The sequence below is a fragment of the Streptomyces sp. NPDC127100 genome, assembly GCF_042724095.1.
In the GTDB taxonomy this organism is placed as follows: domain Bacteria; phylum Actinomycetota; class Actinomycetes; order Streptomycetales; family Streptomycetaceae; genus Streptomyces.
This window is the reverse complement of sequence record NZ_JBHXFL010000029.1, coordinates 55,386-73,187: the sequence shown is the minus strand read 5'-3', so window position 1 is coordinate 73,187 and position 17,802 is coordinate 55,386. Positions and strand designations below refer to the sequence as shown.

At 71.1% G+C, this 17,802-nt stretch carries 26 protein-coding genes; 18 read left to right on the top strand and 8 right to left on the bottom strand.

Annotated elements, in window-relative coordinates:
- The first annotated feature begins 12 nt into the window (after positions 1–12).
- Positions 13–396 (top strand): LysR substrate-binding domain-containing protein, encoded by a 384-nt coding sequence (locus ACFWJB_RS24040; protein ID WP_386924803.1) that lies wholly within the window; start codon positions 13–15, stop codon positions 394–396.
- 465 nt (positions 397–861) lie between these two features.
- Here ACFWJB_RS24040 and ACFWJB_RS24035 read toward each other — a convergent pair whose 3' ends face one another.
- Positions 862–1,314, bottom strand: a complete 453-nt coding sequence (locus ACFWJB_RS24035; protein ID WP_386924757.1) for a DUF6082 family protein — start codon at positions 1,312–1,314, stop codon at positions 862–864.
- 184 nt (positions 1,315–1,498) lie between these two features.
- Between ACFWJB_RS24035 and ACFWJB_RS24030 the strand changes: the two genes are divergently transcribed.
- From ACFWJB_RS24030 to ACFWJB_RS23985, 10 genes are all read left to right on the top strand, one after another.
- Complete coding sequence (locus ACFWJB_RS24030) at positions 1,499–1,726, top strand: hypothetical protein (protein WP_386924755.1); 228 nt, start codon at positions 1,499–1,501, stop codon at positions 1,724–1,726.
- Between the two features lie 19 nt (positions 1,727–1,745).
- Positions 1,746–2,141: a hypothetical protein gene (locus ACFWJB_RS24025; RefSeq protein WP_386924753.1), complete on the top strand. Its 396-nt coding sequence runs from the start codon at positions 1,746–1,748 to the stop codon at positions 2,139–2,141.
- Between the two features lie 40 nt (positions 2,142–2,181).
- Entirely contained in the window at positions 2,182–2,517 is a 336-nt protein-coding gene (locus ACFWJB_RS24020; protein WP_386924751.1) for a hypothetical protein, read from the top strand.
- Positions 2,518–2,877: 360 nt separating this feature from the next.
- Positions 2,878–3,270, top strand: coding sequence for a hypothetical protein (locus ACFWJB_RS24015; RefSeq protein WP_386924749.1), 393 nt, complete (start codon positions 2,878–2,880; stop codon positions 3,268–3,270).
- Position 3,271: 1 nt separating this feature from the next.
- Positions 3,272–3,538, top strand: a complete 267-nt coding sequence (locus ACFWJB_RS24010; protein ID WP_386924747.1) for a hypothetical protein — start codon at positions 3,272–3,274, stop codon at positions 3,536–3,538.
- A gap of 1 nt (position 3,539) precedes the next feature.
- Positions 3,540–4,019, top strand: a complete 480-nt coding sequence (locus tag ACFWJB_RS24005) for a hypothetical protein (RefSeq protein ID WP_386924745.1) — start codon at positions 3,540–3,542, stop codon at positions 4,017–4,019.
- 209 nt (positions 4,020–4,228) lie between these two features.
- Positions 4,229–4,609, top strand: coding sequence for a hypothetical protein (locus ACFWJB_RS24000; RefSeq protein WP_386924743.1), 381 nt, complete (start codon positions 4,229–4,231; stop codon positions 4,607–4,609).
- A 184-nt stretch (positions 4,610–4,793) separates the two neighbouring features.
- Positions 4,794–5,315 (top strand): hypothetical protein, encoded by a 522-nt coding sequence (locus ACFWJB_RS23995; RefSeq protein WP_386924741.1) that lies wholly within the window; start codon positions 4,794–4,796, stop codon positions 5,313–5,315.
- An 86-nt stretch (positions 5,316–5,401) separates the two neighbouring features.
- Entirely contained in the window at positions 5,402–6,205 is an 804-nt protein-coding gene (locus tag ACFWJB_RS23990) for an endonuclease domain-containing protein (protein WP_386924739.1), read from the top strand.
- Between the two features lie 27 nt (positions 6,206–6,232).
- A complete protein-coding gene (locus tag ACFWJB_RS23985) occupies positions 6,233–6,535 on the top strand; it encodes a hypothetical protein (protein WP_386924737.1) in 303 nt (100 codons plus the stop codon).
- Here the strand turns inward: ACFWJB_RS23985 and ACFWJB_RS23980 are convergent, their stop codons facing one another.
- The 7 genes from ACFWJB_RS23980 to ACFWJB_RS23950 all read right to left on the bottom strand — a co-directional run bounded on the left by ACFWJB_RS23980 (position 6,536) and on the right by ACFWJB_RS23950 (position 11,921).
- Complete coding sequence (locus tag ACFWJB_RS23980) at positions 6,536–6,907, bottom strand: fic family toxin-antitoxin system, toxin component (protein ID WP_386924735.1); 372 nt, start codon at positions 6,905–6,907, stop codon at positions 6,536–6,538.
- A gap of 13 nt (positions 6,908–6,920) precedes the next feature.
- Positions 6,921–7,148: a hypothetical protein gene (locus tag ACFWJB_RS23975; protein WP_386924733.1), complete on the bottom strand. Its 228-nt coding sequence runs from the start codon at positions 7,146–7,148 to the stop codon at positions 6,921–6,923.
- Between the two features lie 79 nt (positions 7,149–7,227).
- Positions 7,228–8,130: an NAD(P)/FAD-dependent oxidoreductase gene (locus ACFWJB_RS23970; RefSeq protein ID WP_386924731.1), complete on the bottom strand. Its 903-nt coding sequence runs from the start codon at positions 8,128–8,130 to the stop codon at positions 7,228–7,230.
- Entirely contained in the window at positions 8,127–8,702 is a 576-nt protein-coding gene (locus tag ACFWJB_RS23965) for an isochorismatase family cysteine hydrolase (RefSeq protein ID WP_386924729.1), read from the bottom strand. Before ACFWJB_RS23965 ends, ACFWJB_RS23970 begins: the two co-directional genes overlap by 4 nt.
- Before the next feature lie 19 nt (positions 8,703–8,721).
- Positions 8,722–9,714: a hypothetical protein gene (locus tag ACFWJB_RS23960; RefSeq protein ID WP_386924801.1), complete on the bottom strand. Its 993-nt coding sequence runs from the start codon at positions 9,712–9,714 to the stop codon at positions 8,722–8,724.
- Between the two features lie 326 nt (positions 9,715–10,040).
- Positions 10,041–10,796 (bottom strand): GIY-YIG nuclease family protein, encoded by a 756-nt coding sequence (locus tag ACFWJB_RS23955; protein WP_386924727.1) that lies wholly within the window; start codon positions 10,794–10,796, stop codon positions 10,041–10,043.
- Positions 10,797–10,808: 12 nt separating this feature from the next.
- Positions 10,809–11,921 (bottom strand): helix-turn-helix domain-containing protein, encoded by a 1,113-nt coding sequence (locus tag ACFWJB_RS23950; protein ID WP_386924725.1) that lies wholly within the window; start codon positions 11,919–11,921, stop codon positions 10,809–10,811.
- Between the two features lie 316 nt (positions 11,922–12,237).
- On the opposite strand from ACFWJB_RS23950, the gene ACFWJB_RS23945 reads away from it, so the two are divergent.
- From ACFWJB_RS23945 to ACFWJB_RS23915, 7 genes are all read left to right on the top strand, one after another.
- Complete coding sequence (locus tag ACFWJB_RS23945) at positions 12,238–12,489, top strand: hypothetical protein (protein ID WP_386924723.1); 252 nt, start codon at positions 12,238–12,240, stop codon at positions 12,487–12,489.
- A gap of 221 nt (positions 12,490–12,710) precedes the next feature.
- A complete protein-coding gene (locus ACFWJB_RS23940; RefSeq protein WP_386924721.1) occupies positions 12,711–13,163 on the top strand; it encodes a hypothetical protein in 453 nt (150 codons plus the stop codon).
- Entirely contained in the window at positions 13,160–13,567 is a 408-nt protein-coding gene (locus tag ACFWJB_RS23935) for a hypothetical protein (RefSeq protein ID WP_386924719.1), read from the top strand. Before ACFWJB_RS23940 ends, ACFWJB_RS23935 begins: the two co-directional genes overlap by 4 nt.
- Positions 13,564–13,986 (top strand): hypothetical protein, encoded by a 423-nt coding sequence (locus ACFWJB_RS23930; RefSeq protein WP_386924717.1) that lies wholly within the window; start codon positions 13,564–13,566, stop codon positions 13,984–13,986. The genes ACFWJB_RS23935 and ACFWJB_RS23930 overlap by 4 nt, the downstream gene beginning before the upstream one ends.
- On the top strand, positions 13,986–14,282 hold the full coding sequence (locus ACFWJB_RS23925; protein ID WP_386924715.1) for a hypothetical protein: 297 nt from the start codon (positions 13,986–13,988) through the stop codon (positions 14,280–14,282). Before ACFWJB_RS23930 ends, ACFWJB_RS23925 begins: the two co-directional genes overlap by 1 nt.
- A gap of 154 nt (positions 14,283–14,436) precedes the next feature.
- On the top strand, positions 14,437–15,123 hold the full coding sequence (locus ACFWJB_RS23920) for a hypothetical protein (RefSeq protein ID WP_386924713.1): 687 nt from the start codon (positions 14,437–14,439) through the stop codon (positions 15,121–15,123).
- A gap of 36 nt (positions 15,124–15,159) precedes the next feature.
- On the top strand, positions 15,160–17,718 hold the full coding sequence (locus ACFWJB_RS23915) for a hypothetical protein (RefSeq protein WP_386924711.1): 2,559 nt from the start codon (positions 15,160–15,162) through the stop codon (positions 17,716–17,718).
- Positions 17,719–17,802: the final 84 nt, after the last annotated feature.

Sequence of the window (17,802 nt, the reverse complement as noted above, 5' to 3'; positions counted from 1 at the left end):
TGGGCCGACCGTATCGCCGCACACGCCGGAACCGACGACGACCTGTGCGCCGCCCTGCGCCAGGTCCCCCTGGTCACTTACGCCGAGGACCTGCTTATCCTGCGGCGCTACTGGCGGACGGTCTTCGGTAAACAGCTCGCCACCCGCGCAGCCGTCACCGTGCCCAACCTGTACGCCGTACTGTCCGCGGTCAACGCCGGCGCTGGCGCCAGCGTCCTGCCGCGCTCACTGTGCCAGGAACATCTCGACTCCGGCCGCCTCTCCCTTCTCCACGATCCCGCGGAACCCCCGCTGAACACCCTCTTCCTCGTCCAGCGCCCCGGCAGCGAGACCAACCCCGACGTCCTCCGGGTCCGCGACCTGCTCCGCACCGCCGCCCACGACTGGCAGGGATGACGGTCTGATGACCCGCGCGGCTTCGCCCCCGGACAGCGCAGCGGGCGTGCGGCGTCAGGTGCTCCTCGCTGGCATCCGCACGGTTGCTGAGGGCGAGGCCGTCCAGCCCTCGGAAGCCACTCAAACCCCCGATTTGAGCCCCCGGTCACTCACACTGAACAAATCAATCAACAACGAGAGTTCTCCGTGGACAAAGGACAGCGAGAAACCCTGTCCATAACTTCGGCTCCAGGCTCCAGGTGGGCCCTTCGGGGACGCTGTCCACGGCGCGGGCCAGTGCGAACGGCGCGGGCAGAGGGAAGGGGGGCACGCTGACCTCCGGACCTCCACCGTAGGACGCCGTATCTCCCCGGCGCGCGGGCGCCGCGCCGAGGGAGGCTGATTGCCCCGCAATCACCCGCCCGACAGCCCACACACACGAGGGCCGGACGCGCATCTCGCGTCCGGCCCTCTTAGTTTCGTGCGTCAGTGCGCGGCGGTGGCCTTCGGCTGCTGCCGGGCGGCGTCGAACGCCGCGGCGAAGGCCCGCAGCTTCGAGTCGTCACCGGCCAGCCCGAGACGGGCGCTGCGGGCACGCTCCCAGTACCGGCGGCCCGCCTCGTCGGCCAGCAACGCGTCCGCGTGCGCGCGGAGCTGCTGCTGGGACAGGCCGCCGATCCGCCACTGCAACTCCCAGGCGGTCACCTGGGCGTCGAGGAAGAGGTGCTGGCGGACCGCGGCCGGGCCGTCGCCCGCGAGGTCCGGCCCGACCGCGACCCGGGCCACCTCCGGATCGTCGGCCGCAGCCTTCAGCAGGTCCACCTGCGTCTGCAACACGGCGGCCCGCAGGGTCTCCCGGTGCTGCTCGCGGCGCTGCACCACGAGCATCAGCAGAACAGCCACCACCGCGGCCAGCAGCAGGGCGAACAGGATCAGCACGGCAACTCCCCCCAGATCAACGACAGTCGGTGCCGATGCTCCACTGCGGCCGCCTCCACGGCAAGGCCGACCCGGCTTCCTGCCCCGAATCCTCACCGCCGCCTCTCCCCAGCACCCCACAAGCCCGTTGCTTACGTATTGGGTTTAACGCTACTGTCGAGCCCACCGAACAGAGGAGGACCGTATGTCCCGCCGTAAGCCCCGAAGCCGAGGTGTCAGCCTCCGGGGACGCGCCGCCGGCCCCCACCGCTTCCGCAGCGACATCTCGGCCGACGGCGGCAAGCGCCACCTGCGCCACGTCGTCCGCGCCCGCGGCAAGGCCGAGCTGCGCGGCCTCCTGCGCGACGCCCAGCACGACGCGGCGGCCGAGCTGACCGCGCCGTACCTGACCGCCCAGCCCGACCGCACCTGACCGCAAGGAGTACCGCCCCGTGCGCACCGACCGACTCGACCGCGTCCTCGCCGAGGGCACCGGCCACCTGCCCCGCTGCGTTCGCCTGGCCGACGACACCGTGCTGTCCGTCCAGGCCGGGCCCGGCGCCTGGTCCCGGCCCCGCCCCCGGCTCTACGGCACCGGCACCGCGCCCGCCGACTACCCCGGCCCCTACAGCCACCTCGAGGTCTACCTCGTCACCCTCGTGCCGGTCCCCGAGTCCTGGAAGCAGTACGGCGACGTCGACGAGGCCGGTCGCCTCCGCCACTTCGGAGCCGTCCCCGAGGACCTGGTCCGCTCCCTGGTCGCCGAGCACGGCGGCGAGCACGAGGAGCAGGACCTCGAGGACGACGCGCTCAAGGCCCTCTCCGAAGCGTTCTTCCCCGCCCGCTGACCAACCCGCCCAGCTGCAGCAGAAGGCAGGCCACGCTCCCATGACCCACATCGTCACCGTCGGCTTCCACCGCCCCGTCCACGCCCACGAGCTGCGCCCCGGCGACGTGTTCGCCTTCCTCGACGCGCCGCACACCGCCCTGACGGTGATCGAGAAGGGCCGGGCCCCCGTATCGGCGGAACTCACCCTGTCCGTGCTCACGCTGGCCGGATGCGACGGCCCGCTCAGCCTGCCCGCCACCACCCACGTCCGGCCCCTGCGCCTGCTCCGCTCCGTGTCCCTCACCTGTCTGCTGTGCAGCAAGGACGAGAACGTGGAGCTGGACCTGCCCCGGGACGGCGAGCCGCTCGCCTTCGTCTGCGACAACCACAAGTAGAGGGCGGCCTGCGTGAACACACTGACAGCGATAGGCATAGCACTGGTGACTTGCGGCATCGCAGCACTGCTGACCGGACGCCTCGTCCGCCACCGGGCCCTTGGGCTGGTGGCCCTGGGAGAGTTCTTCGGCGCCGCGGACTGCGCCGCCGCTGACAATCCCACTGGATCCGCCGTCTTGGCGGCGATCGGCCTGGCATGCACCTGGCTCTGGTGGAAGGGCGGGGGCGATGACGACACCAAGCGCGGGCGCCGTCACCTGCGTCGCATGTTCAGCCCCGTCCGACGCACCGCACCGTCCCCGTCCTGACCGCCCGGGCGCCGGTCCGTCCGCCCGCCACCCGCATCGAAAGCGACTGAAGTGACCGAACCTCAGAACAACACGAACGGCCCCGGAGACGGCTTCAGCGCCGAGCAGAAGTTCGCGGCCCTGTACCAGGCCATCAAGCCCGAGCACGTCGGTGACCGCTTCGACCGCGGCTACGCCTGGGCCATGGAGAGTGTCCGCCGCATCCTCGCCGGCTACCGGCTGGACGGCTCCGACGTCAAGAACCTCGCCACCGTCGAACCGGCGATCCGGGCCTGGCTCGACAAGGGCCCCGACTACGACAGCGCGGAGTACAACCGCGGCTGCGAGGCTGGCCAAGACGCTATCCGCGCCATCCTCGACGGCGACGACGACGAGATCCGCTCTCAGCTCGAGGACGCCGCCCGCGCCTACGCTCGGCTCTTGCCCGCTCCCCAGGAGTTCTGAGGTGGGTTCGTCCGACGACAGCATCCCGGACAACGTGATCCCGTTCCGGCGCCGCCGTACCAGCCCGCCCCCCACGCCCCGCCGGCAGTGTGCCTGCGGGGCCTTCTGGAGGGCTGGCTTCTCCAGCGATCCGGCCTGGCTGCTCACCGCCGACCCGCTGTGGGACTCCTTCGAGGGCGTCACCCACTGCCAAGGGTGCGGTCGGCACAAGCTCTCCGTCATCACAGGCCGCGACATGCGGCGCTCCGTCACCGAGAGGAAGAACTGAAGTGGCCCGCGACATAGGAGTCACCCCCGGCGCCGAGCTCTTCCGCGCCGTGACCACCAAGTACTACGGCGACGGCACCGTGGAGACCGTGTACGAGGGCCCGTACGACAAGCCTGGCACGGCTCGCGGGCGAGTCGGCTTCTGGCGCAACCACCTGGCTAAACGGGAGGACGGCAGCAAGGCCCAGGGGTACATCGAGAGCTGCCGACCGGTGTGGAGCAGGGTGGCCGACCCCGCGCCGCAACCCGAGCGGCGGACCGCACGCGGCCAGGACGAGAGCGTGCCGGCCGACGGCCCGGTCGCCCAGCTCGTTGGCGAGGCTCTGCGGACCCGGCGCAGCATGCACGGCCGGCACGTCGCGGACCTCCTGGCCGAACACGGCCACTCCGAAGAGGCCGACCGCGTACGGACCGAGGTGCGCGCACGCCACGGTCACCTGTCCGGCAAGCAGGCCCTCGAGCTTCTCAGCACTGCCCCCTGAACGGGCGCGCACGCGGCGGTCCCGCCTGCCCGAGCCGCCGAGCCCCCCGGCCCGGCGGCTCTCGTGCGTCCGCGCCGCGTCCGCGCCGCGTCCGCGCCGCGTCCGCCGGCCCGGCCGCCAGAAGAAGATCCCGAACCCGCTTCCATCTTTACAACGCTCCGTTGTATAGTTGTGGGGTAGCGACCGAACGAACCGCAAGGAGAACCGCCATGCAGACCCTCGCCGCCTTCGACAACGGCACCACCGCCCGGATCGGTTACTTCAAGGACCTGGGCCACGCCCTCTACAGCATCGGCGACGACACCATCCACGTGATGCCCGCCTACTTCGGCCAGCCCGACCGATACGCGGTGACCATCAGCCTCGGCCGCCCTGGCGACACCAGCGGCTACCGGCTGACCGGCCTGCACGTCGGCGACTACTTCCTGACCGGCACGGTGATGCTCACCGGTCCCGACTTCACCCCGCACCCCCACCCGCACAGCCCCCGCAAGTTCCCCCTGGCCGACATCGCCGACCCCGACGCCCGGGCCGACGCCGCCGACTACCTCTCGCAGATCGCCACCCACTTCCACACCACCTTCGCGTGAGCCGGGAAGGACCGGGCCCCGCAGCGCCACGGCGCGGCGGGGCCTCGGCGTTCACCCCGCCCGCCGGCCCACGAAGGGCGCCCGGCGATCCTGTAAAAGCCCAGTTCAGATGGGTAACCGCGCTTCAACTTTACAATGGTTCGTTGTATAGTCGGGGTGGCAGACCACCGAACCGAGGAGCGACATGGGCGCCTACGACTTCAGCACCTACCAGGAGGGCACCGGCGTCGAGAACGCCTTCCGGGCCGCCGTCGAGGACGCCCAGTACGAGCACGGCCACGGCGGCTACACCGGCACCATCGCCGAGAAGGACGAGTTCACGGTCATCACCCAGACCCCGATGCCCCTGAACGAAGCCGAGGAGTACGCCGCCAAGCTGATCAGCGCCGACGACCCCCGCATCTCCGACAAGTGGGGGCCCGCCGGAGCGATACCCGTACTGACCGACCGCCGCCGGGTCGAGGTCACCTTCACCGCGGACGACGCACCAGCGGGAGGCTTCGAGAGCCTGGAGAAGGCCGCGATCGCCGTCCTCACCGCACGCGGCGAACTCAAGGACGGCGAACGCCCCGCGTACGGCATCCAGGGCATGTACGAGCGCCACCCCCACACCGGACGCCCGTACACCGGCACCCTCCAGGTCCCCCTGCAGGGCGGACCGCTGGAACACACCGGCTGGCTCTTCTTCGGCTACGCCTCCTCCTGACCCCTACGCACGCGGGCGCCCGGCGACGCACACCGCCCGGCGCCCGCCGCGGAGGCACTGTCAGTGCCGTACGCCACCATCACCTCGTGCCCACCCTGGACGACCTGCCCCCCTACCGCCGCGCCAAGCTCCTGTGGCGCTGGGCCCACCAGGGCCTGGCCCACGTCGAGCAGCTGGTCATCGACGCCGCGAACGAACCCTGCCGACTGCCCTACCCCCCGCCCGGCCCGCCCGGCCCCACCCTGGCCGTCCCCGGCAGCGACGGCCGCCACCACCTCGCCCGCGCTGGCCAACTGCTGTGCGGCGACGACTCGGCCGCCGGCGGCCGGACGCACCGGCAGCACTCCTCGTGGCTGGAGGGTGAGGACGGACCCCAGGAGTGGAAGGGCGGCCGAGTCAACGACGACATGGTCTGGGGCGAGGCCGACGCCGTCTGGACCGTGCACCCGGTCGGCCCGGGCGTCGATGCCGGCCTCGTACCCAAGCGTGAGCGCTGCACCGCCGGCCGCTACGCCCTGCTGCACTGCTGGCCGCCGCCGCCGGCCCGTACGGCCTCCGTACGGCGGATGCGCGCTGCGCTCGTCGACGCGCTCGGCCCCGACTGCCACCTGTGCGGCCTCTACCCAGGCGCCATGGTGGACCATGACCATGAAACCGGCCAGGTCAGGGGCCTGCTCTGCGGCCTCTGTAACCGGGTCCTGGAAGAGTGCCCCCACGTCACCGGCTGCCCCCGAGCCGACTACCAGAACACGCCACCCGCGGCCGGCCTGGGCCTGATCTACCCGGTCAGCGACGAGTGGCGCACGCAAGAGTCGACGCGCCGCCGGAAGGTCGAGCTGCTGGGCTTCGACCCCTTCGAAGGGCTGCCCACGCGCCGTATGTCAGGGTAAGGGACCCGCCTGACCACGGAGTTCTCCATGCTGAGCAAGATACTGGGACGCGACGAGCCGGAGCAGCCGCCGGAGCCAGCCGTCCGCTGGTTCACCGCCGTCACCGTTTACCGCCACCCCACCCAGCGCTCGGTCGTCCGCACGGCCAAGACCCTCCGGGCCCGCTCGGTGCGCGAGGCGACCCTGCTGTACCTGGCCGAGACCGAGACCGGCCCGCCGACGATGCCCAACGTGGACCTCACCACCTGGACCCAGGTACGCCTGGACGTCTCCGAAACCGGCGAGGACGCTCTGGACGAACACGTTCGGCTGCGGAGGCAGGCCCGCTGATCAGCGAGTCCACTCCTTGAGCGCCGTCGCGATCTGCCGGACGTCGAGCTGCCGGTCCGCGACCTGCTGCACGAGGTCCGCGGCCTCCTTCGTCGTGACGCTCACCGGCCGGCCGGACGCGTGCAGGTAGCCGGCGGCCACCGCCGCGGCGAACAGCTCGTTGGAGTGCTCGAGCGCGGGGACCAGGACGAACTGCTGCAGCAGAGCGGCAGCCCGGTGGTGGGCTTGCCCGTACACCGGGGTGTCCATCACCTGGAAACAGTGACGCGCCCGCGCGGCTTCCAGCGAACCCCAGTCGACCACCTCGGGGTCCCCGGGGAGGTCGTGCTGAGCGATCTCCAGCAGCCAGGGCAGATCGATCGTGAGGAACATGGGCGGCCGCTGCTCAGGCGGCGTCGGCGCTGGAGCTGGCCGGGTCGCCGAAGCGCTCCGCGAAGCCCTGGGCGTGCTCAGCGATGAATCCCCGGGCGCCCTCACGGAACCGCGCCCGGGTCAGGTCCGCGTCCAGGACCTGGCCGGCGTACGCCTCGGGCGGCAGATGCCGCTCCGCGGCTGCCTGCTGCAGCTGCTCGTACAGCTCGTCACTGATCTTGATACGGATTTCCCGGGGCATGCCCCTACGGTAGCGGTCCACTCCGGTGTGCGGCAGAGGAACCGTGCTGCCCGCAGCCGGGCCGGGGTGCCCGCGGGTCTCAGGCGCGTACGGCCTGGGCCTGGTAGTAGGGAGCGAGCGCGGCTCGGGAGCCGTCGCCGATCGCCACCGCGATCCGCTGCATCTGGGCGCCCTTCAAGTCCCCGGCCACCAGGACGCGAGGGTGCTGCTCGTCCGGCGGACAGTACCCGTCCGCGCCGACGACGAGCCCGGCGAGCGCCGCCGGCTTCGAGCCCATGTTGCTCAGCACCGCGTCAACGACGAACGTGTGAGGGCCGCCGAAAGAGTGCCAGGCGGTGACACGGAAGCCGTCCGCCACCGGCGCCACGCTGACGCGGTCGACGACGTCGAGGCGGAGCCGCCCGTCGTCGGCGACCTCCTCGGTCTTGTACCGGTCGGACTCGGGGAACAGCACGTCGAGGTTTACCCCGGCCTGCGGGTGGGCTCGCAGCCAGGTCCCAAGAGGCCGATCCGCTCCCAGCACGACCACCCGGCGGCCCTCGAGGTACTCGGCGGTTGCGCGCCACAGCGGCGGCAGCCACCTGGACTCCGGTGCCTCGATCCAGGGCACGTCCTCTGGCATCAACGTGCTCACGCCCGTGGCGACCACGACGGCCGGCGCGGTGAGGGTGCGGCCGTCCTCCAGCAGGACCTCGGCACGATCGTCATGGCCGTCCACTCGCGCGGCGCGACCGCTCAGCACGGTCACACGCCCCAGCTCCTGGTGCCGGTCGAGGTCGGAGGCGAGCGCCTCGGCCAGCGCACCGCCGGTCGTCCAGCCGCCTGGCACGTTCTCCATGGCTCCGATGGCCCGCAGCTTGGCTCCTACCTGCTCCACCTCGACGACCACGGTGCGCATCCGGAGGCTTGACGCCATCACCGCGGCGGAGACGCCTGCAGGGCCCGCGCCGACGACGAGAAGGTCCGCGTCCCAGGTGGTCATGCGCAGGCTCCTTTGGCAGGGAGGGAGCCGCCGGCCAGTCGGTCCGCCACCTCGTCGACAGTAAGTAGCTGGTGGGCACCGATGTTGCGACGGGCGAGTAGAAGAGCGGCCTCGTGGACTTCTGCGCCGCCGGTCGAGGCGCAGGCGTCGGTGACGATCCAGGGCCGCAGGCCCCCGTGGTACGCGGCGACGGCGGTGTCGTACACGCAGCTGTCGGTATCGATGCCGCACAGAACGAGGTCCGTCCAGTGCCGCTCCGCAGCGAGTCGGGACAGGTCCTCGGTGAGCGCGCTCGAGACGGTCTTGTCGATCACCAGGGCGGCGACGTCCAGGTACGGCTCCAGCTCGGGGACCAGCGCCTGTTCGTCGGCTGAACGCAACCGAGTCCAGTTGGAGATCCGCTCGTAGGGCGAGCCGGGTGCGTTGTGGAAGCGGGCGAAGACCACCGGCTGGCCAGCCGTAGTCCACGCGTCGACCAGCCGCACGACCTGTGGCACAGCGTGCTCACTGTGGCGGTTGACGAAGCCGTGCTGTACGTCGACGACCACGAGCGCTGCCGTACGAGGGTCCACCAAGTCCTCCATCCGCTGATCACATGCCCGATTCGCGCAGGGCGTCCTGGGCCGCCCGCAGCCGGTCTGGCAACTGACTCGTCGCAAGGACCGCCTCACGCATGAGCTGGTGCTGGGCAGTCTCCTGGGGGCGTGCCGCCGTCAACCGAGAGTATGCGCCGCGCAGCCACCGCCACCCGTACGCGTCGTGCGGCATGAGCGGGTCTCGGCCAGCCTCGATCTCGTCCAGAACGTAGGTGCTCAGGGCCCACAAGGTCTGCACGTCCAGCTCGAGCGCGATGATCGCGGTCATGGGCAACGCACGGTCGGTCGCCAGCGGGTGGTAGGCAACTCCTGACCAGCCGGCGAGTCCCATGGAGACCGGCTGGGAGCCGAACTCAATCACATCGGGGTGCGCGTATCCCGCCGTGAAGAGTTCCTGTTCCACGGAGTCTCCGAGGCGCAGCGGCCCGTCGGGATGCTGCCGGTCGACGACGACCGAAGGAGTCGTGAGGATCTGCAGAGCGGTGGCCAGTTGCGAGCCGTGCCAAGGGGAATCCTCGAGCAGGTAGGCCGACAACACGTACGTCGCCGCGGTCTCAGAAGGGGTGCCCGCCTCCGCGAGGAGCCGCTGCAGCTCTGTGGTCGCCCACTCCAGGTCGGTGACGTACGACCGGTATCTCCACGCGGCCAGCTCGCCCAGGCGCGCGACGGTCCGGGGCTGGACCAGGTGGAAGATGGCCACGCCGCACGGGTACAGGTAGAGACGCGACTCCGCGGAAGCCTCCGGGTGGGCGGCCGGTAGAGCGCGGTGCTCGAGGCCTCCCGGGCCGAGCGGACACGGCTCTGCCTGGGGGAGCAGCCCGTCGACCGCGGCGCCCAGGTAGACGGGGACGAACTTGTGGCTGACCACGCGGGCCGGCCCCAGGGGAACCAGCTCCGTCTCCGGGAACGGTTCCTCGTCCTGTCCGAGCAGCACTCGGAATTTGGCGACGACGTCCTCGGGGCACTGTCGCAATGCCACGTCTAGCATCTCCGCGGTCTCCGGCATCAGTTCGAGGTCTCGCCCCCGGTTGCGCCACTTCTGCACGGTCGCAGGGTTCACTCCCAGGTGGCTGGCGTAGGCCCGGATCGACATCCGCAGAGCCTCGCCCAGCGCCGCTGCCTCTCGACCGGTCCACTTCACAATTACGGCCATTTGATCACCCCCTCGGCTGGCACAGACAGCAGCCTACGGGGCGAGGCGTACACGAGGCGTACACCGCGCACACATCAGAGGCTCTCGCCGAACCCCCTTGATCCAGAAGCTGAACTAAGCACTCCATAAGCCCCTTTGCCTCCCCGGGGAATGACATGCACTCAGCTCCTGGCACACGCGCCCGCGTCGGCGGCGTCCGTCACGCGCAGCGTGAAGGGGGCACCGGGTCCGCGGCGTGGCTCGCCGTGTACGTCGGCCAGCCCGCTGTCGCGCCAGCGACGCAGTTCGCCGGCGACCGTGGTCTTGCCGATCCGCGTGCGGTCGACCAACTCCTGGGCTGTGAACGGGCGGTCGCCGAAGTGCAGGAGTGCCAGGGCGTACACGGCGCCGAAGCGGCGGTGGATCCCGCTCGGGAACTCCTCGGGGCCCGTCACGACGATGTACTTGGACAGGAGGTCAAGAGCCTTCGTGGGCTTCGCCATCAGGTGCCAGAGCGCCGAGTCGATGGCCGCCTGTGGAAGCCCGTACCTCTCCGCCAGAGCCTTGCGGGGTGGGAGCAGGCTCCAGGGCGGGAACGTGCCATCCCGGATGCTGCAGACGAGGGCTTCCACGGCGCGAGCGTCCTGTGCGGACTGCTGATCTCGGGCAGGGGCCGGAGCGTTCCACCCTGCGCCTTGGCGATTCGATTCGTTGTATCGAGGACGCTCCCGCGCGATGGCCTGGGCTTCGGCTCGTTCTGCTTCTCGCCGGGACTCGCACCACTCGACGGTCCGGGACGCGACTGCCGGCCACCAGTACTTCTGCCTTGCGTGCTGCTCCCAGCGGACTTCCGGATCGCGGCTGATGCCGACGTACAGCAGGTGCTTCGAGGCGTCGTACAGGCGATACAGGGCTGTTCGCTCCTCGGGCTGGACCATCGCGCCCCTTCCTCAAACGCTCGTGTCGGTCGGCAGGAACTCTCGACATTCGCGGCACAGCCCGTCGTCGGTCGGCAGCATCTTGACCCCGCAGCCCTTGCCCCGACAGTGCACGTACGGGCTGGAGGCGTATACCGCCGGGGCCTGGAAGGGGACGCTGTAACCGCTCGCGGGCGGCTGCTCCTGCTGGGTACGGGCGGCGGCCTTCTCCTCGCGGGCCTCCACACACCGCGGGCAGTCCTCCCGGGTGTCGATGTCGATGCCGTCCTCGCACCGGGCGTTGTTGCCCCAGCAGGTCGACGGGCCGAGCAGCGTCAGCAGCACAGCCAGGGGCTTGTCGAGACCGCGGCCGGCAGCCGAGACCGCGTCGTCCTCGTACGACCAGTGCAGCCAGCGCCGCTCCGCGCGCTCCACGAGCTGGTCAGCGGTCCGCTGCTCATCGAGGAGCGCCTGGGCGACCGCCTCGTTCACCGCGAGCGGCAGACCGTTCGGGAAGTCGCCCTCCAGGCGAGCCGCCAGCGGTGCCGGAATGCCCGCGACCACCTTACGCAGATCGGCCGGCGAAACCTTCCGACCAGCCTTCTTGCCCGACGCGGCTCTGCCGCCGCCGGCGCGGCTCCTACCACCAGTGGATGGCCTACGGCCGTCACCACCGACGCTTTCCCCAGGTTCAGTACTTCCAGGTTCGTCGGCAACCGTTTCCACCCGTGGCTGCGCCGATTTTCCACCCGTAGCCCGCTTACGGGTGGCAGCAGTTGCCACCCGCTCGCCCGGCTGGGAGTCCGCCGAGCGCTCGGCCGGGTGGAAATCATTGCCAGTCGCCGGGGGCTCTTTGGGCAGGTCAGCCGGGAAATCCCACACCGGCGGGCGGCGATCCGGGCGAATGTGACTGACAACCTCCGGGTCGCCGGGCACGATGACGCCGCGCTTGGCCAGGGTGCGCATGTGTGTGCCCACCGACCGGGCGGACATGAATGTCTCCTCGGCGATCGTCGACTGGCTCGCATGGCAGTTCTTCAGGTCCTTGTTCATGTGATCGGCGATGGCCATGAGGACGGCGAGCTCACCGGTGGACTCGCACCAGCGCTTGTGCCGCATTGCCCAGACCAGCGCTGCGCCGCTCATGAAGACCCCCGTCGTGCAGCCCGTCCCACCTCAGTGGTGGACGTGGCGAGCGCCGGCGGGCGCGTGGTTCCGGGGGCCAGCATCGGCCTCCTCACTTTCGTCGGTGCAGTCGCTGACGGCGCCGAGGCGATCAGTCCTTGTCAGACACCAACCACCCCGGAGGGGCTAGACAGCCACATGAAACGCCCTAATATTGTCCCCGTCAAGGGTACATTTTTCATGGTCGGCCTGAAGGGAGGTGCTGGTTGTGGCGTTGCCTGCTGCGGTGCTCGAGCCGACTTGTTCGATACCTTGGACCCCTTCAAGGGGACAAGGAGTGGACGTGCCGGACGGGAATCCGTACCTCGACACCGAAGCGGTGGCTGCCAAGATCGGCGTTACGGCCGAAACGGTGCGGATGTATCTCAAGCGCACCCGCAAGCGGATCGCAGAGGGTCAGCCTGTGCGCCCGCAGGATCTGCCGCTCCCCGACGGGCAGTTCGGCCGGTCGCCAGCGTGGCAGCAGTCGTCGATCGACACCTGGATCTCGAACCGGCCCGGTCGCGGCCGGCGCTCCTCCAGTTCGTAAGACCCGCTTCCGGAACCGTATTGACCCGGCTCCGAACGCGGCGTAAGTTTGTACCCGTGACGGGGTCAAACTCACTCGTCACGCGTCAGGTGTCCTACCGCCTGACATGCGAGAACCCCGGCTGGGCGTCCTACCGCCCGGCCGGGGCCCGACCCGGACGACGTCCTACCGCCGCCCAGGGATGGAACTGCCCACCTGCGCTATCAGGGAGGCCGATCCCCATGAAGGATCGCACAAGCACCACCCCGGTCACCAAGACGGTGCCCGGAACGGAACTCACGACTTCGTCCGCCTCCACGGCGGTCGAGAAGCGGCCCGGCCGGCTGCTCGTCGAGTACTTCGGCGACCTCGGCCCGGCGACCCGGCACCTGGACATGGTGCCCGTCCGGACGATGGTCACGGCGATGGGGAGGATCTCCAAGGTCGGGATCGTCGGTGACGACGTGAACCCCCGGGCGATCGTGTGCCTGACCGGCAGCGACGGCGAGTCCGCGCAGTGCACGGTCGACACCGAGCACTACCTGGACCTGTTCGACTACCTGGTGGAGGGCACCTTCGTGGTCCTCCGCGGCACCGTTCGCCGACCGCTGAGCACCATGCCGGCCGTCATCGACGTGATGGTCATCCGCTCCGCCCAGGACATCTGCGCGCAGGCTGGGGTGGTGTCGGCATGATGATCGCGACCGTGGAGCAGCCCACCGCCGAGCGTGTGACGTCCGAGTTGGGCCCGCGTACCGAGGGCGTCACCTACTACAACCCGAGCGGCACCTTCGACGTGCTGGAGGTCCTGCGGGGCGAGGAGGCCCGCGAGGCGCTCGGTCGCCGCGGTGCCGACTGGGCCGTGCGGGTCCGCCGCCGGCACACCGGCGAGGTCACCGTGCACTGCCTGGTCTGGACGAACAGCGACCACGTCCTGGTCGAGTCCGGTCCGGCCACGAAGGTTCGCACCGTCGAGGAGATCCGCACCTCCCTGTGGGGCGGACCCACCGGGAAGCTGTCCGACGTGGACTGCGACGTCCTCACCAACCTCGCTGAGATCCGCGCCTACGAGAACACCAGGGCGGTGACCACGCGATGAGCTCTCCCTCCCTGAACTCCCGCACCGCCACCGAGCGCGCCGCGCTGGCCTACCGGCCGGACGTGCACCCCGCTGTCCGACCGCTGCTCGACGCGATCGCCCAGCTCCACGCCTACCAGCCCCGGGACCTCCTCGACCTCGCCCAGGTCCTGAAGTCGTTGGGGGGCGACGCCACCGGCAGTCCGAACGCCGTCGCCGAGATCGGCGACCTCGCCAAGGACCTGGTCCGCGGCCCGGTCACCGAGAACCTGCCCCGGCAGGAGCGGGACGCCGCGATCGAGCAGGCCACCGAGTACGGCGAGGTCGTGCTGCAGGGCGAAGCCGAGGACACCATGAACCAGGTCCTGCACGTCTTGGAGGGCCACGCGACGCCCGGCGTCCTGGCCCGCGCGGCTCGCGCGCTGGGAGGTGGCCGCTGATGTCGACCACCATCCCGACGCCGGTGCCGGCCGTCCCGTCCGCCAAGCACGACGAGGTGGAAGAGGCTCCGCTGAGCCGGGGCGCCGCGATCTTCGTGATCGTCGTCGCTCTCCTCGGCACGGTCCTGTCCACGATCGACGTCCTGGTCAACGGCTGGTGGCCCGCCGTGGCCCACCTCGCCTGGGTGTTCGGCGTTTTCCTCCTCATCAGCCTGGTTCTGGGCACCGTCCTCGGACTCGTCCTCGGCACCCGGCAGGCCGACCGGGGCGAAGCCCCAGCGGTCCCCAGTCCGTAGCCCACCCCTCCGGCGGGGCCCGGCTGGAGCCGACAACGGCCGGGCCCCGCTCCCCCCACGCACAGCGCCACCTCCTGGGCCCCGTACGCCCGGAAGCGAACACCGGCTGTCACACCCAGCTCACCCACCGAGACTCCCGAGAGAGGCCCGCACGATGACCTCGACGCAGGAACCGCCCATCACCACCCCGGGCGACCTGGCCGACCGCTACCGCGACCGCGCTCAGGCAGTCATCGACCTGTACAACCCGTACGACCACCAGATCCCCCTGGCCACGCCCCAGGCGGTGCTGGCCGTCTCGGCCGAACTGGCCGGCACCACCGAGGCCGCGGCGCGTCTCGCGCACGAGACCGAGCGGATCGCGGAGGCCCTCGAGGCGCAGGCCGAGCAGCCCGAGCCCGACTACACCGAGGCCGAACTGCAGGTGGTCCGGGGCGAGATCAGCCGCACGGACACGAAGGCGTCGATCCTGCTGGCCAGCGTGGCGATCGTCGCGGGCCCGCTCGCGGAGCGGGCGGACACGCTGCTCCGTCAGCCCTGGCCGATCGGCGCGCTCGGTTTGGTCGCCGCTGTGCTCGCCGGCCTGTCGACCTGGCTCCTGCTCGACGTGGTCCTGCCCCGCCTGGTCGGCAGCACCAACGCGAACTTCATCCACTACGCCCGCTGCCAGCCGCAGGACCTCGACATCGCCCTCGGCCACGGCGCAGACCGCCGCGGCGAACTCGTCGCCCTGTCCGGGATCGCACAGGCCAAGTTCCTGCGCCTCGCCCGGGCCGGTCTCCTGCTCAAGCTCTCCGGCCTGGCGTTCGCCGTCACCGCCGGCCTCGCCATCGCCTTCTGACCACCCACCACCTGATCCGAGAGGACACCGCCAGTCATGGCCAACCGACCCAGCCAGACCCCGACGCGCGGCAAGAAGGCTGCCGCGAAGAAGGCGGCTGCCCCCGCGTCTCGCACAGAGACGGCGGTGCTGGACGAGGCCCGTGCCAAGGCCGACGGCATCGTCGCGGAGGCCGAGCAGCTGGCCACCACCAGGATCGCTCAGGCCACCGAGGAGGCTGAGCAGACCGTCCAGTCCCTGCTCGACGAGGCCCAGCAGCAGGCGGACACCCTCCGCACGAACGCGGAAGCGGCCGCGAAGTCGCTGCGTACGGACGCCGAACAGGCCGCCGAGCGCCTGCGGACCACCGCAGCCCGCACCGCCGAGAAGCTGGTCGACGACGCCCGCGCCGAGGCCGAGTCCCTGCGCGCCGACGCCGCCGGCACCGCCGCCGAGACCCAGGCCGAGGCCGAGGCCGAGGCGGCCGACCGGCTGGCCCGGGCCGATAAGGACGCCGACCGGGTGCGGACCGACGCCGCGCGGGACGCCGACCGGGTCCGTGCCGAAGCGGCCACGGCCGCCCAGGAGCTGCTCGACAACGCCGGGGCCGAGGCCAACGCCCTGCTGAGCAAGGCCCGTACCGAGGCCGAGCGGCTCCACACCGAGGCGGACCAAGCCCTGGCCCGCGGCCGGGAGGACGCCGAGCGGATCCGTCGCGACGCTGCGGCCGAGGCGACCCGACTCCGCGAGGCCGGCGCAGCCGACCGCGATCGCGCCCGCAGCGAGGCCACGTCGATCCGCCAGGAGGCCGAGCGGCTCCAGCAGCACGCCCAGGAGACAGCCGACGCCCTGCGCGAGCAGGCAGAGCGGACCGCCCAGCGTGTCCGCGACGCCGCCGAGGCCTCCGCGACGCAGCTGCGCACCGATGCCGTCGAGGACGCCGACCGCACCCGGCGGGCGGCCCACGAGGAGGCCGAACGGCTGCGCGCCGGCGCCCGCACCACGGTCGCCGAAGCGGAGCAGCTCTCCGCGCAGGTCCTCGACCGGGCCCAGGACGAGGCCGTCAGCATCGTCGCCCGCGCCGAGAGCCAGGCCCAGACGCTGACCGCACGAGCGGAAGAGACCCTGTACGAGGCCAAGACCGCCCGGGCCGAGGCGTCCAGCGCCGCCGACCAGCTGCGCCAAGAGGCCGCCGCCGACCGCGAGCAGGCCGCCGCCGCCCTGGAGAAGGCCCTGAACCCGACCCTCCAGAAGCTGGAGAAGCGGAGGCTCAAGGAGGAGGCCGATGACCGTCGCAAGACGGCGAAGCGGAATGAGAAGGAGCGTCTCGCGGAAGAGCGGCGGCAGCGTCGCGCCGGCCAGCCGACCTTCCTCGACAAGGTCCGCCAGGTCCTCATCGCCGCCGCCGTCCGCAGCCTCGTCGTGGGCCCGATCCTCGCCCCGATGGTCGTCGCCTGGAGCGGCCAGTCCGGCTTCGCCATCAAGGTGTTGGGCTGGGGCTTCGCCGCCTCCCTCGTCTACGCCGCCGCCTACGAGATGACCACCGCGTTCTGCGCGTGGCTGTACGACCAGGCCCGCCAGGACGGCGACAAGGGCTGGGGTTACCGGATCGCCACCTGGCTCTTCGGCGCCGGCGCCGCGATCCAGCAGTGGTGGCACTACTCCAACGACTGGTCCGCCACCCCCCGGTCGGTGACCTTCGCCGCCATGTCGATGGTCGGCGTCATCCTCTGGGAGATGCTCGCCAGCCTCCGGCACCGCCGGAAGCTGCGGAAGGCCCGCAACCTGCCGCCGGCACTGCCGAGCCTCGGTATCAACCGCTGGGTGCGCTACCCCATCCGCTCCTGGACCGCCCGGTCCCTGATGATCGACGACCCGGACCGCTGGGGCAACGCGACCACGGCCTGGAAGACCGCCGGCCGCATCCTGAACGACCGCAAGGCCCGCAAGTCCGGGATCGCCTACGCCGACCGGTACGTCGTCACAGTCCGCCGACACGGCCCCGAAAGCGGTCCCGCCGCGATCCCCGCGATCGGTCTCGAGTGGGGCGACCCGCAGGTCTCGGACCCGGCCGCAGGCGCGATCGAGACCGAGACCCGCCCGGCGCTGCCGCCCGCCGAGACCACGGTCTCGAAGTCTCACCCGACCACCGAGACCACCCGTCAGGGGTCCCGCGAGACCGGCGAGACCCGGTCTCACGAGACCACCGAGACCCGGTCTCAGACCAGCACGACGGACGAGACCGAGACCACCGAGACCCGCGAGACCCGCACTCCCGAGACCAACCGAGACCAGTCTCGGCGGCCCCGCGAGACCCCGGCCCACCGGTCTCGCGCCCGCTCGACCGGTCCCACCGCCAAGGTCTCGCCACTGCCGGACAAGGCCGCGGAGACCCAGATCCTGCTGGACCTGATGTGGGAGCGAGGCGGGGCGAACACCGTGCAGCTCGGCACCAAGACCACGCCGGGCGAGGCCGAACAGCTCACCGGCCGCCCCCGGTCCACGGCGGCCAAGCGCCTGGCCGACGCCCGGTCTCACTTCGAGATGGGACTTCGCGCCTACCGCGAGACCGAGACCGGCGAGACCGAGACCGACGGGACCGGGACCGACGGCTGAGAGCACCGAGACCGAGACCCGCCGGGGCTGGCACGAGACCACCAGCCCCGGCCGGCACCGAGACCACGAACCGCGAGACCGAGA

Bases quoted from the DNA above. Each gene is read 5' to 3' on its own strand.
- ACFWJB_RS24030 (WP_386924755.1), top strand. From the start codon at position 1,499: ATGTCCCGCCGTAAGCCCCGAAGCCGAGGTGTCAGCCTCCGGGGACGC.
- ACFWJB_RS24020 (WP_386924751.1), top strand. From the start codon at position 2,182: ATGACCCACATCGTCACCGTCGGCTTCCACCGCCCCGTCCACGCCCAC.
- ACFWJB_RS24000 (WP_386924743.1), top strand. From the start codon at position 4,229: ATGCAGACCCTCGCCGCCTTCGACAACGGCACCACCGCCCGGATCGGT.
- ACFWJB_RS23995 (WP_386924741.1), top strand. From the start codon at position 4,794: ATGGGCGCCTACGACTTCAGCACCTACCAGGAGGGCACCGGCGTCGAG.
- ACFWJB_RS23985 (WP_386924737.1), top strand. From the start codon at position 6,233: ATGCTGAGCAAGATACTGGGACGCGACGAGCCGGAGCAGCCGCCGGAG.
- ACFWJB_RS23980 (WP_386924735.1), bottom strand. From the start codon at position 6,907: ATGTTCCTCACGATCGATCTGCCCTGGCTGCTGGAGATCGCTCAGCAC.
- ACFWJB_RS23975 (WP_386924733.1), bottom strand. From the start codon at position 7,148: ATGCCCCGGGAAATCCGTATCAAGATCAGTGACGAGCTGTACGAGCAG.
- ACFWJB_RS23970 (WP_386924731.1), bottom strand. From the start codon at position 8,130: ATGACCACCTGGGACGCGGACCTTCTCGTCGTCGGCGCGGGCCCTGCA.
- ACFWJB_RS23960 (WP_386924801.1), bottom strand. From the start codon at position 9,714: ATGCTAGACGTGGCATTGCGACAGTGCCCCGAGGACGTCGTCGCCAAA.
- ACFWJB_RS23955 (WP_386924727.1), bottom strand. From the start codon at position 10,796: ATGGTCCAGCCCGAGGAGCGAACAGCCCTGTATCGCCTGTACGACGCC.
- ACFWJB_RS23950 (WP_386924725.1), bottom strand. From the start codon at position 11,921: ATGAGCGGCGCAGCGCTGGTCTGGGCAATGCGGCACAAGCGCTGGTGC.
- ACFWJB_RS23940 (WP_386924721.1), top strand. From the start codon at position 12,711: ATGAAGGATCGCACAAGCACCACCCCGGTCACCAAGACGGTGCCCGGA.
- ACFWJB_RS23935 (WP_386924719.1), top strand. From the start codon at position 13,160: ATGATGATCGCGACCGTGGAGCAGCCCACCGCCGAGCGTGTGACGTCC.
- ACFWJB_RS23930 (WP_386924717.1), top strand. From the start codon at position 13,564: ATGAGCTCTCCCTCCCTGAACTCCCGCACCGCCACCGAGCGCGCCGCG.
- ACFWJB_RS23925 (WP_386924715.1), top strand. From the start codon at position 13,986: ATGTCGACCACCATCCCGACGCCGGTGCCGGCCGTCCCGTCCGCCAAG.
- ACFWJB_RS23920 (WP_386924713.1), top strand. From the start codon at position 14,437: ATGACCTCGACGCAGGAACCGCCCATCACCACCCCGGGCGACCTGGCC.
- ACFWJB_RS23915 (WP_386924711.1), top strand. From the start codon at position 15,160: ATGGCCAACCGACCCAGCCAGACCCCGACGCGCGGCAAGAAGGCTGCC.